We start from the raw sequence: 11,781 nt of genomic DNA on the forward strand, positions 1-11,781 counted from the left end.
CCTCGCGAGTCCCGCATCTGCGTCCCTGTTCGCTTATGATGGGCCCGCCGGGCGGTCCGGCGTGGCGAGGGGGACGTTAGTCGTGGGAGAGAACAGCCCGCAACATCATGCGGAATCCGCATCGGGCTATGCGCTTTTCATGCGCACGCGCGGCCCGGTCCGGTGCTTCGTGTCGCGGATATCGGCGCGCCGGCCGTGAACGTCAAGCAGCTCGAGGCCTTCAAGGCGATCATGCGCAGCGGCTCCACCACCGCCGCGGCGGCCCGGCTGGACCTGTCGCAATCGGCGGTCAGCCGCCTCCTGACCCAGCTGGAGGCCGAGCTGGGGCTGGAGCTGTTCGCCCGCGAGAAGGGCCGGCTGATCCCGACGCCGGAGGCGATCGGCCTGCTCGATTCGGTCGAGGACGCGGTCGACGGGGTGCAGCGGGTGCAGCATGTGGCGGAGGCGCTGCGGACCGGCAATTCCGACCAGATCCTGCTGCGCATCGGCGTGCCGCACAGCATGTCGCAGACCATCTTGCCGCTGATCGTCGAGGAGTTCCTGGCCGACCACGGCAATGTCGCGCTGGAGATCCTGTCCGGCGCCTATCACGAGACCGAGCGCGCGGTGCTGACCCGCCAGGCCGATCTCGGCTTCGTCCGGCTGCCGACCGGCGAGGCCGGGATGGACACGATCGCCATCGCCCGCACCACCAGCGTCTGCGTCATGCCGGAGGGGCATCGGCTGGCGGAGAAGGCGGTGGTGTCGGTCGAGGATCTGGAGGGCGAGCCGCTGGTGCTGCTGGGCCGGCAGCGCCCGGCGCGGGCGGAGATCGACCAGATGTTCCGCCGCGTGCATTTCCGGCCGCAGGTGCGGGTGGAGACCCATTCGGTCGGGTCGGCCTGCGCCTTCGCCGCGCAGGGGCTGGGCGTGACCATCGTCAACGCGCTGATGGCCAGCCATTTCCGGCAGCTGCCGATCGCCATCCGGCCGTTCCGGCCGCGTCTGTGGAATCAGTTCGGGCTGGCTTTCGCCGCCGGCCAGCCCCGCTCCCGCGCCGCCGACCGCTTCGCCGAGCATTTCCGCCGCCGCCTGCTCGACCTGCTGCGCGGGCTGGAGAGCGAGTTCCGGCCGGAGGCGGGCCAGTAGGGCGGCGGCCCTCTCCTACTGGGCGGCGGCGGGCGCCACGCTGCGGATCGCGTAGACCTCGGGGAACAGGCGGTCCTTGAGGTGGGGACCGGCCGGGGCCGTCTCCTCCAGCAGCTTGTCCACGGTCGCGTAGTTCTTGTCATAGACCCAGGGCCGGCGCGGCAACTCGCGGTCGTTCAGCCAATAGGGGCTCCAATCCGAGGTCGTCTCGATCAGCTCGCGCGCGAAGTCGGGACCGTATTCCAGCGCCCCGTCGATCACGACATCGACATAGGATTGCAGCAGCGGATAATCGGCCGAGGGCGGCTGCAGCCCCTCGCCCGGCGTGCCGTCCTTGCCGACCGAGACATAGACCCAGATCTTCCCCTCGGTGGGCACCTGCTCCCAGGACACGCTCTCGATCGCGTCGCGCGGCACCTCCATGCGCTTGTAGCCGGCCTCGCGCTGGTCGAAGAGGCCCATGTCGTTGCCTTCGACCGGATAGAGCACGCCGTTGATTGTCATCGCCTGCTCACCGGCGCCGGGCTTGCGCAACCCGAGGGCGGTGAAGCCCGACTTGGCGCGGTCGACCCAGGCCCTGACATAGCCGAAGGAGGCGGAGACCCGCACCGGGATGGCATCGATCGGCTTGGTCGCGGTGGAGTTGCGGGACGCCGTGTTGATCAGCGACCCATAGCCGAAGATGAAGTTCTGCGGCTGGCCGGGCACCTTCTTGCCCCACCAGTCGGCGGCGCCGGCTCCAGGTACCGCCGCGGCCAGCATGAGCAGGGCAAGCCCGGAGATCATCAGGTCTCTGCGGTCCATGGTGAGCGTCCTCCACTTAAGTTGAATTCCGTCGCGATCGATCTGCGCTTGGAGATGACAAATCTTCCAAATCAAACAGAATAACCAATCCTGTTATCAAACGAAACGAACCGGCTCAAGTCGGCATTATTTAAATAAAAAAGAAAACCATTCGCCTATAAATCGACAAAATATTATATCAATCGCGATCATCATGATTTCGGCAGAATACAGCCGACCGACAGGATCACCGTCGGGTCATGAGAAGCCGGGCCAGATCGACCGCAGCGCCGGCCAGCGCCTCGGCGGCACCCGGGGCGAAGGCGGCCGGCAGGCCGTAGTAGCGGTGCGCCTCCTCCACCTCGTAGCCGCCGTGCCGGTACTCGCCGGCCGGCGGGATGTAGCCGGGGCAGCCATCGGCGAAGCCGAAGGTCAGGGTGCGGCCGGCGAGCGGATCGCCGTCCAGCGCGCCACGCAGGTCGAGCGCCGTCCGGGCGAAGATCTCGCCCGGCAGGCCGACCAGCCAGGCGCCGCCCCAGTCGAACAGGGTGACCCGCGCCGGCCATGGGGCCGGCGGCCGAGGCGCCACCCGTTCGGCCCAGTCGATCCAGCAGCGCAGCAGCTCGGCCCGGGCCGGGCTCGCCGTTGCGGCCTCCCGGCGCCAGGCCTCCGCCAGGACGCTCGGCGCCTCGGTCTCGGTCCGCGCCAGGGGCAGCATCAGCTCGGCGCAGGCGGCGCGGATATCGCTGCCGAGCGGCCGCTCCGGCGCCTGCAGCGCCGATTGCGCGATCGCGGCGCCGATGCGCTCGGCCTCGGCGAAGGTCCGGTCCGGCCGCGGAGCGGTCGAGATCGAGGCATGCGCCGGATGGCCGGTGTTGATGTCGCCGGTGCAGCCGGTCAGGAAGATCGCGACGGCGCCCGGATGCGCCGCCTCCAGGTGGCGGCGGACGGCGCCCGGATAATCGGCGGTGAACAGCGTGTTGTCGGCGCCCAGCACCACCGGGTGCAGGGCGTGGCAGGCCAGCACCGTGATCGCCGCCCCGCCCGGCTCCCGGATGCGCAGCACCGGCAGGGCCGGGTCGACCGGGCCGCCGGCATGGCGGCGGTTGCGGGCGATGCCCGGGTCCGCGCCCATGCCGAAGCCCAGCCGGGCCGGCCGTCGCGCGGCGCGGGCCTTGGCGACGGCCTGGACGCAGGCATCCTCCAGCCGCTGCGGCCAGGCCGGGTCCAGCCCCGGGCCGAGCCGCCCCGGCATGGCGACGGGCCCGCCATGGGTGTGGGTGGCGGCGACGATCAGATGGCCGTCCGCGAGCCCGGCACGGTCGCGGATCCGGCGGCAGCTGTCCTCGTGCAGGCCGATGGCGTCGGCGACCACCAGCGCCGTCTCGCCGACCGCCACGGCCCGGACGGTCAGCGGATCATGCACGCCGATGGCGGGGCTGGTGCGGGCGGCGAAGCCGGACATCGCCAGCCCGGCCGGGGGCGTCACGTCGATCGCAGCCGCGCCGGCCGGCACCAGGCCGCTCACGGCCGCTCCTCGCCCAGCACCAGGACCGTATCGATGGTGAGATCCCGGTCGCCGGGCGCCCAGCGGAAGCGGATCAGGTCGGCCGGCGCGCCCACGGCCAGAACGCCGCGCCCGCCGGCGAAGCGCCCGGGATTGGCGGTGGCGAGGCGCAGGGCGTCGGCCAGCGGGATCCCGGCCATCTCGACGGCGAGGGCGACATCCTGCTTCAGTGGCCGGGCGGCGCCGGCCAGGAGGGGCGTGCCGGCGAGGCCGAGCCGCCCGTCGGCCGTCAGCTCGACCCGCCCGCCGATCGGCTGGTCGTACAGGCCGGGCGCCAGCCCGCCCGGCGCCGCCGCGTCGGACACCAGCACGGCGCGGTCCAACCCCTTGGCCCGCAGCATCGCCCTGAGCACCTCGGCCGGCAGGTGGTGGCCGTCGGCGATGAAGCTGGCGGTCAGCCGGTCCTCGGCCAGCTGCGACCAGATCGGGTTCGGATGGCGCGGCAGCGTCGCGGCGATGCCGTTGCCGAGATGGGTCGACAGCGCTGCCCCGGCCTCGACCGCCGCCGCGATCTGCGCCGGCGAGGCGTCGGTGTGGCCGATCGCGGCATGGACGCCACGCGCCGCCAGGCCGCGGATGTAGTCCGGCGCGCCGACATGGTGCGGCGACAGCGTGACCAGGCCGACGAGGCCGCCGCACGCCGCCTGCCAGCGGTCGAGCTCGGCGAGGTCCGGCGGCCGCACCTGGTCGCGCGGATGCGCCCCGCGCGGCCCGTCCTCCGGCGAGACGTGCGGGCCTTCGACATGCACCGCCGGGATGGCATGGGCCACCAGCGGGTCGGCCGCCCGGGCCGCGGCGATGGCGGACAGCGCCGCGGTGATCGAAGCCTCGGCGGCGGTGATCAGCGTCGGCAGGAAGCTGGTGACGCCGTCCTCCCGCAGCACCGCCGCCAGCCGCGCCACCGTCTCCGGCACCAGGCCGCCGCCGTTCAGATCGTGCCCGGCGAAGCCGTTGACCTGCAGGTCGACCAGCCCGGCCGACAGCCACGCCGTCTCGCCCGCCGGACCGTCCTCGATCGCGGCCACCCGGCCATCCGCGACCGTGACTGCGAGGCTGCGGCCGGTGGCCGGGTCTCGGCCGGTGATCACAGCGACCGGACCCGGCCGCGGAACCGGCCGATGAATCGTCCATTGGCCTCGTCGCCGCCGGGGGCGTTGCCGCTGCGCCAGACCGGCGGCTCGATGCCGCGCTCGGCCAGCCTGGCGATGGTGCGGATGACCAGGCAGTTCAGCGCAAAGGCGTTGGCGAAGGTGGACACGGCCGCCACCGGCTCGCCCACCCTCGGGATCCGCACCACCGCATCGCCGACCGGCACCTTGGTGTCGATGGCGATGTCGGCCAGATCGTGCAGGTTCTGCTTGGTCGGGTGGCGGGCGGGATGGTCGGGCGCCGTCTGGTCGGCATGGCCGCGCGAGCTGACGCCGATGACGAAGGCGCCGCGGCGCTTGGCCTCGATCGCCGCATCGATCAGCGCGGCGTTGATGCCGTAGGCGTTGACCAGGATCAGCAGGTCGTCCGGCCCCAGGCCGCGGTCGGCGATCACCACCCTTCCATAGCCCGGCGTCCGCTCGATCGCCATCGACCGCAGCGCGCCGTTCGACAGCAGCGTGCCCTCGTCGAGGATGGCCGAGACATGCATCAGCCCGCCGGCGCGGAAGAAGATCTCCTGCGCCGCCAGGTTGGAATGGCCGCCGGGCCCGAAGACATGGACCAGCCGGTCGGCCGCGATCTGGTCGGCCAGCCGGTCGGCGGCGCGGTCCAGGCTGTCGCGCTCCGCCTCCAGGATCGCGCGCATCAGGTCCTGGGTGCGGTCGAGATAGGCGGCGCAGAGGGCGTCGGCGTCGATGTCAGCCATGGGGGTTCGACTCCGGGTCCAGGAACAGGGTCACGGCGGGGTGCCAGCGCAGCGCGGTCGCCGGGCAGGCGGCGCCGACCGGGTCGTGCAGGGCGCGGCGCACCGCCTCGCGCTTCGCCGCGCCCGGCACCACGCAGACCAGCCGGTCGGCGCGCAGCAGCCGCGGCACCGTCAGGGTGATCGCGTGGGTGGGCACGTCGGCGAGCCGCGGGAAGCCGCCGTCGTCGACCTGCTGCCGGCGGCAGACGGCGTCGAGCTCCACCACCTTCACGTCCAGCGGGTCGGCCAGGTCGGCCACCGGCGGGTCGTTGAAGGCGAGGTGGCCGTTCACGCCGATGCCGAGGCAGACGATGTCGATCGGGGCTGCCGACAGGAGTCGGGCATACTCCGCGGCGGCCGCGGCCGGATCGCGGCCGGGATCGATCGTATGGACGGCGCCGAAGGACAGCCGGTCGAACAGGTGGCGGCGCAGCCACAGGGCGAAGCGCGCCGGCGCGTCCGGCGCCAGGCCGATATACTCGTCCATGTGGAAGGCGGTGACGCGGCCCCAGTCGATGCCGGGCTCCGCCACCAAAGCGTCGAGCATCTCGGCCTGGCTCGGCGCCGCGGCGAAGATCATGCGGGCGGCCCCGCCGTCCTGCAGTCGGCGGCGGAGGTCGCCGGCGACCGCGGCCGCGGCGGCCCGGCCCATCGCGGCGCGGCTGGGATGGACCTGGACATCGATGCCGCCCACCGTGGCGGATGCGGGTAGGGTCATGCACAACTCCGTTGGGCCGGCAGTGCCTCCGCCAGCCTTTCGATCATCAGCAGCAGGGCCCGGGCGATATGGAACGGGTCCTTGACCGGCAGCGCCACCGTCTTGTCGAGCGGCGCCCCGGCGCGGTTGCGGATCTGCACCCATTCGGCGCCCGGGCCGGCGGGAAAGACGCGCCAGGTATAGGCCGCCAGCCGGTCGTGCCAGGCGGCGAGATCGTCCCGCCCGGTCTCGAGATGCAGCAGCGCCAGCGTGTACAGCGCCTCGGCATGCGGCCACCACAGCTTGGTGTCCCAGGTGTCGACGACCAGGTCCTCGTAGCGGTCGCCGGTGCGCCGCCCGCGCGGCGCGCCGCCGTCGCGGTCGGCGTAGCGGAACAGCCCGCCACGGTCCTCGTCCCAGCCCAGCGCCGCGGCGCGGACGGCGATATCCGCAAGGACGCAGGCGTCGAACAGCCGGGAGTCCACCGCGACGACCCGGCGCCGCAGGGACTGCCCCGCCTGCAGCAGGAACCAGCAGGCCTCCAGCACATGGCCCGGGGTGCGGTGGCGGGCCAGCAGCGTGTCGGCGTCGCCGGTCGCCGCGGGCGCCATCTCGGCGATGTCGTCGCCGGCCAGGAACACGGTTTCGATCTCGCGCACCGCGCGCAGCACCGTGTCGGCTGCGGCCTCGGAGCCGGTCGCATCCAGCACCTCCGCCCCGACGCCGACCAGGATCATCGGCAGCGAGAAGCCGCGGAAGCCGGTGCGGATCGGGTAGGGCTCGGTGCGCGCGGTGCCGGCGGCGATGCGGCCGGCGGCATTCGCCAACAGCCGCTCCGCCAGATCGCCCCATTCCCCCTCCCCGCTCTCCGCCGCCAGCGCGGCGAAGCCGAGCGCGACGAACAGGTCGGCGAAGACGCTGGTGTGCAGGTCCTGCCCCGGCGCCGGCGGCTTCGGGGTGCCGTCCTGCGCCAGCAGATAGGCGGTGCTGCCGTCCGGCAGCAGCGCGTGATCGCGCAGCAGGACGGCGGTGCGGCGGGCCCGGTCGAGGCAGGCGGCCCGGTCGATGTCGACCAGGCCGAGCCGCCCGGCGCGGGCCAGCCGCGCCATCAGCCAGACCCACCGCCCCTGCGACCAGGTGTATTTGTCGCGCGACAGCATCCGGCCGCCGTCGTTCGACCAGCAGGTGAAGACCCCGCCATGGCGGTCGTCCGGGCCGTTGGCCAGCCACCAGGCCAGGACGTCGTCGGCCAGGTGGCGGGCGGTGGCCCGGCGCAGCGCCGCCGGATCGGCGATCGAGACCGCCTCAGGCACGGCTGGCGCTCTCGCCGCGGACGGGGATGCCGGCCACCGCCGTCTCGTCGCTTTCCAGCGCATCGATCAGGGCGTCGGCCTCGGCGTTCCGCCACGGCGCCACCAGGCCGATCACGACGAACACGGCCAGCGAGCACAGCACCGGCCCGGCCACGGTGATCGAGGTGGTCCAGTCCGGGTTCAGCGCCTTGATCTGGTCGGCGAAGACGTATTTCACCAGGACGAAGACGACCAGCCCGGTGGCCCAGGACGCCAGCGCCGCGGTCGGGCCGCAGCGCCGGAAGGCCGGCAGCATGCCCAGCAGCATCGGGATCGCGATCGGCCCGACCAGCGCACCGAACCACAGGATGATCAGGCCAAGGACGCCGCCGAAGCTGTCCGCCGTCAGCGCGATGCCCATCGACAGCGCGATGAACAGGAAGGTGCTGAGCCGGCCGACGAACAGCTCGGTCCGGCCCGACATCTGCCGGGCGCCCTTCCAGATCACCGGCAGGATGTCGCGGGTGACGACGGCCGAGACGGCGTTGGCGTCGGAGGAGGTCATGGCCATGGTGTGCGCGAACATCCCGGCCAGCACCAGCCCGACCAGGCCGGTCGGCAGCAGGCTCTGGGTCAGAAGCGCATAGGATTGCTGCGGCTGGTCCAGATTCGGCAGCAGGATCGGCGCCGCCCACATCGGGAAGAACAGGATCAGCGGCCACACCAGGTACAGCGCGGCGGACAGCAGCGCCGCCTTGCGCGCATCGCCGCCGGTTGGCGCGGCGATGAAACGCTGCGCCAGGTTCCAGGTGCCGCCGTTGTAGGACAGGGTGTTGATCAGCAGATAGACCAGCACGAAGACGATGGTGTATTGGCCGTTGAAGGGCTGGGAATGGCCGGGCGGCAGCTGGTCCCAGATGCCCCACAGCGCCGAGACGCCGCCCAGCTTGGCCAGGACGGCGACGAACAGGACGATGCCGGCCAGGAGCTGGATGACGAACTGGCTGAAATCGGTCAGCGCATCCGCCCAGAGCCCGCCGATGGTGGAGTAGATCAGGGTCACGCCGCCGGTCAGCAGCACGCCCCAGACCAGCGGCACGTCGGCGAAGACCTTCAGCAGCAGGGCCGTCGCGGTCCATTTCGCGCCGACGTCGAAGATCTTCAGCGCCCCGCCGCTCCAGGCCAGGACCTGCTGGGTCGGGACGTTGTAGCGGGTCGACAGGTATTCCAGCGGCGAGATGATCGCCAGCCGCTGCCGCAGCCGCGACCAGCGCGGCGCGAACAGCACCGACCCGACCACCATGGCGAAGGCGATGCCGATCGCCCACCAGACATAGAGGGTGAAGCCCGCCGTATAGGCGATCGCGGCATAGCCGACGAAGACCGCGGCGCTGTAGCCGGACATGTGGTGCGACACGCCGGACAGCCACCAGGGCATCCGGCCGCCGGCAGTGAAGAAATCCGCCGCCGTCTTGATCTGGCTGCGGGCCCAGACGCCGATGCCGACCATCAGCAGGAAATAGGCCCACAGCACCACCCAGTCGAACGTCCCCATGAAGTCCCCCTCGCTGCCGGCCCGGTCGTTGCGGGCCTTCTGGCGCAAGGGTGTTGTGCAACCGGTTGCATGTCAAGCCGCAACCGGTTGCACCGCCGGATTTTGGAAGCGATGTACCATTTCGCTCCGCCGCGCTAAGAGTGGGGCAGCCGAACCAGCGGGCACCCATGGACCAGCCGCCGAAACCCATCCCGACGATCCAGCAGGTGGCGCGCGCCGCAGGCGTGGCGCGGTCGACCGTGTCCCGCGCCTTCAGCCGGCCGGGGATGCTGAGCCCGGCGACCGTGGCCCATATCATGGCCGTGGCGGCGCGGCTGGGCTATGCCCCGAACCAGGTGGCCCGGGCGCTGTCGACCGGCCGCTACGGCAACATCGCGCTGATCGTGCCGGACGTCGCCAATCCGTTCTTCCCGCCGCTGATCCGCGCCGCGGAGGCGCGGGCGGACGCCGCCGGCCTCTGCGTCTTCCTCGGCGATTCGGACGAGGACCCGGCGCGGGAGGAGCGGCTGACCGGCAAGATGGCGGCGCAGGTCGACGGCTTCGTCCTGGCCTCGTCGCGCCTGGCGGACGACGCCGTCCAGGCCCTGCGCGGCCGCCGGCCGGTGGTGCTGGTCAACCGCGACATCGAAGGGCTGGACCGGGTGCTGATCGACAGCGGCCCCGGCGCGGCGGCGGCGGTGCGCCACCTGCAGGCGCTCGGGCACCGGCGCATCGCCTATGTCGGCGGCCCGCCCTTCTCCTGGTCCAACCAGCAGCGGCGATCGGCGGTGCTGCGGACGGCGGAGGACCTCGGGATCGAGGCCGTCGAGGTCGCCGCCGAGCGGCCATCCTATGAGGGCGGGATGTCGGCCGCCTCGGCCGTGCTGACCGCCCGGACGACCGCGGCGATCGCCTTCGACGACCTGGTCGCGCAGGGCCTGCTGGCCGGCCTGGCCGGGCTGGGGGTCGAGGTGCCGGCCGCGTTCAGCGTGATCGGCTGCGACGACGTGCTCGGCGCCCGCACCTACCCGCCCTTGACGACGATCTCCTCCCGCTCGAACGACGCGGGCCGGGCGGCGATCGAGATGCTGCTCGCCCAGATCGAATCCGGCCCCTCCGCCGGCAGCGCGCAGCGGCTCGGCACGGAGCTGATCGTCCGGGCGACGACGGCGGAGCCCCGTCGCTGAACGGGTGCGCTAAGGCAGCGACGGCCTGCAGGCATAGCTCGCCGCCGAACGCGGATCGCCGCCGATATGGTGCGGATAGCCCGGATAGCGGCACATCGGCCGCTGGGCCTTGACCGCATATGGCGGTACCGTGTCCGTGAGCGACTGGATCAGCGGGTCGGCCGGCGGCTCGCCGCCGGTGACCCAGCGGTCCAGCGGGTCGAGCAGATCGACCATGGTCGGCACCGGCGCCCCGTCGGTGACGCTGGCGGCCGGGCCGCTGTGCGTCGAGGCCGGGGAGATGTAGAGGCGCGCCGAGCGTTCGACCGCCTCGGGGCCGAGCCTGGCGATGACGGCGTCGAAGTAGGCGATGCCGGCCAGCGGGCTCTGCGCCAGGTCGCCCATGTTCTCGCGCAGGATCAGCTTGCCGCCGCGCGCGAAGAACGCCGACAGGTCGGGGTTGGTGGAATCGATGATCTCCGAGACCTGCTGCAGCCGGGCCTGGAAGTCCTTCGGATCGAAGCGGCCCGGGTCGAAGCCCGGGTCCTTCGCCACGAAGAAGCGCACGAAGTTGGCACCGTACAGCCATTGCTGCGCGGCGGTCGACGGATCGACCGCGAGGGTCGGCGGCGCCGTCCCCGTGACCCATCGCGTCATGGTGGCGTTCTTCGGATCGGGGGTGGTCTCGTTGCCGTAGAGCCACTCCGGATAGATGGTCAGGCCGTTCGCGACAGGGAACGGCAGGCGATGGGGCGAATGCACCGCCGACACGGTCTCGATCTGCGCGTCGGAGAGGCAATGGCTGCCGGCGTCCGCGCCGCCCGGACAGCGCAGCCTCTGCAGGTCGATCCGGGCCGGGCAGGCGAGGGCGTTGCCGACCACCCCGTCGGCCAGCCCGTCGAGCGCGTCGCAGGCATCCGAGACGAATCTCGCGAGGGTCGCGACCTTGTCCGGCCCCATCCACCCGCCGCGAAGCTGCGGGCGCTGGTGCGGGATGTAGGACTGGAACAGCATCGACAGTTGGACCACCGGGACGACGCTGACCACGCCGTCATAGTCGGCGGGGAAGCGCTGCGCCATGGTCAGCCCCTCGCGTCCGCCCTCGGACCCGCCAAAATAGTAGATCCGGGACGGAGCGTGCCGGTAGAACGAGCCCATCACGGCGACGGCCACGTCCCTGACCTTCTTGTAGGACGCGTAGCCGTAGTTGATCAGCATCTCGTCGTTGAGCCCGAACCGGCCGATGCTGTCGGGCGCGAAGGCGGCGGCCTGGTGCCCCGAATCCGTGCCGAAGGTGGCATAGCCGCGGGTCAGCGGCAGCGGGTCGCCGGGAGCGGCATCGCGCAGCGGCAGCAGCCCGGTGATCAGCGTGCCGTTGTATCCGCCGCCGCCGTATTGCAGCGCCTTGCCGTTCCAGGACGCCGGCAGGTTGAGCTGGAAGTTGATCGGCTGCGCCGCCGGATCGACGGGGGCGATGGCGCCGAGCACCTTGCAGTGGTCCGCCGTGGCCGGGACCGTCACGTTCCCGGAGATCGATTGCGGCACGGCCGGAACGAAGGTCGCGGAGGCGATGGTCGCCGCGCCGCTGGGCAGCCCGATGGCCGAAGGCTCGATGGTCTGCCCGGCGAGGCGGGGGCAGGCAGCTTTCAACTCGTCGGCGCTCGGCTTGGCGGGCTGCGCCTGGGCAGCGCCTCCTGCGAGCACGATCGCCGCGACGATC

At 72.1% G+C, this 11,781-nt stretch carries 10 protein-coding genes; 2 read left to right on the forward strand and 8 right to left on the reverse strand.

The features are described 5' to 3' along the window. The first annotated feature begins 162 nt into the window (after window positions 1-162). On the forward strand, window positions 163-1,128 hold the full coding sequence (locus tag ACFW16_RS02905) for a LysR family transcriptional regulator (protein WP_380301690.1): 966 nt from the start codon (window positions 163-165) through the stop codon (window positions 1,126-1,128). A 15-nt stretch (window positions 1,129-1,143) separates the two neighbouring features. On the opposite strand, the gene ACFW16_RS02910 is transcribed toward ACFW16_RS02905, so the two are convergent. From ACFW16_RS02910 to ACFW16_RS02940, 7 genes are all read right to left on the reverse strand, one after another. Continuing rightward, on the reverse strand, window positions 1,144-1,932 hold the full coding sequence (locus tag ACFW16_RS02910; protein WP_380301692.1) for a gamma-glutamylcyclotransferase family protein: 789 nt from the start codon (window positions 1,930-1,932) through the stop codon (window positions 1,144-1,146). Between the two features lie 226 nt (window positions 1,933-2,158). Next, a complete protein-coding gene (locus ACFW16_RS02915; RefSeq protein WP_380301694.1) occupies window positions 2,159-3,439 on the reverse strand; it encodes a hypothetical protein in 1,281 nt (426 codons plus the stop codon). Beyond that, a complete protein-coding gene (locus tag ACFW16_RS02920; protein WP_380301696.1) occupies window positions 3,436-4,503 on the reverse strand; it encodes an N-acetylglucosamine-6-phosphate deacetylase in 1,068 nt (355 codons plus the stop codon). The genes ACFW16_RS02915 and ACFW16_RS02920 overlap by 4 nt, the downstream gene beginning before the upstream one ends. A 59-nt stretch (window positions 4,504-4,562) precedes the next feature. After that, window positions 4,563-5,333, reverse strand: coding sequence for a sugar isomerase domain-containing protein (locus ACFW16_RS02925; protein WP_380301698.1), 771 nt, complete (start codon window positions 5,331-5,333; stop codon window positions 4,563-4,565). Further along, on the reverse strand, window positions 5,326-6,090 hold the full coding sequence (locus ACFW16_RS02930) for a 6-phosphogluconolactonase (RefSeq protein WP_380301700.1): 765 nt from the start codon (window positions 6,088-6,090) through the stop codon (window positions 5,326-5,328). The genes ACFW16_RS02925 and ACFW16_RS02930 overlap by 8 nt, the downstream gene beginning before the upstream one ends. Next, a complete protein-coding gene (locus tag ACFW16_RS02935; protein WP_380301702.1) occupies window positions 6,087-7,382 on the reverse strand; it encodes an AGE family epimerase/isomerase in 1,296 nt (431 codons plus the stop codon). Before ACFW16_RS02935 ends, ACFW16_RS02930 begins: the two co-directional genes overlap by 4 nt. Then, window positions 7,375-8,916, reverse strand: coding sequence for a sodium:solute symporter family protein (locus ACFW16_RS02940; protein WP_380301704.1), 1,542 nt, complete (start codon window positions 8,914-8,916; stop codon window positions 7,375-7,377). The genes ACFW16_RS02935 and ACFW16_RS02940 overlap by 8 nt, the downstream gene beginning before the upstream one ends. 167 nt (window positions 8,917-9,083) lie before the next feature. On the opposite strand from ACFW16_RS02940, the gene ACFW16_RS02945 reads away from it, so the two are divergent. Continuing rightward, on the forward strand, window positions 9,084-10,082 hold the full coding sequence (locus tag ACFW16_RS02945; RefSeq protein ID WP_380301706.1) for a LacI family DNA-binding transcriptional regulator: 999 nt from the start codon (window positions 9,084-9,086) through the stop codon (window positions 10,080-10,082). Window positions 10,083-10,091: 9 nt separating this feature from the next. On the opposite strand, the gene ACFW16_RS02950 is transcribed toward ACFW16_RS02945, so the two are convergent. Next, the gene (locus ACFW16_RS02950; protein ID WP_380301708.1) at window positions 10,092-11,765 is read right to left on the reverse strand and encodes a tannase/feruloyl esterase family alpha/beta hydrolase; all 1,674 of its coding nucleotides are present in this window, start codon (window positions 11,763-11,765) and stop codon (window positions 10,092-10,094) included. Between the last annotated feature and the right edge of the window lie 16 nt (window positions 11,766-11,781).

Source organism: Inquilinus sp. NPDC058860 (assembly GCF_042743185.1).
Classification (GTDB): domain Bacteria; phylum Pseudomonadota; class Alphaproteobacteria; order DSM-16000; family Inquilinaceae; genus Inquilinus.

Excerpts from the sequence above, each read along its gene's own strand:
- ACFW16_RS02940 (WP_380301704.1), bottom strand. The coding sequence starts at position 8,916 with ATGGGGACGTTCGACTGGGTGGTGCTGTGGGCCTATTTCCTGCTGATG.
- ACFW16_RS02945 (WP_380301706.1), top strand. The coding sequence starts at position 9,084 with ATGGACCAGCCGCCGAAACCCATCCCGACGATCCAGCAGGTGGCGCGC.
- ACFW16_RS02930 (WP_380301700.1), bottom strand. The coding sequence starts at position 6,090 with ATGACCCTACCCGCATCCGCCACGGTGGGCGGCATCGATGTCCAGGTC.
- ACFW16_RS02910 (WP_380301692.1), bottom strand. The coding sequence starts at position 1,932 with ATGGACCGCAGAGACCTGATGATCTCCGGGCTTGCCCTGCTCATGCTG.
- ACFW16_RS02925 (WP_380301698.1), bottom strand. The coding sequence starts at position 5,333 with ATGGCTGACATCGACGCCGACGCCCTCTGCGCCGCCTATCTCGACCGC.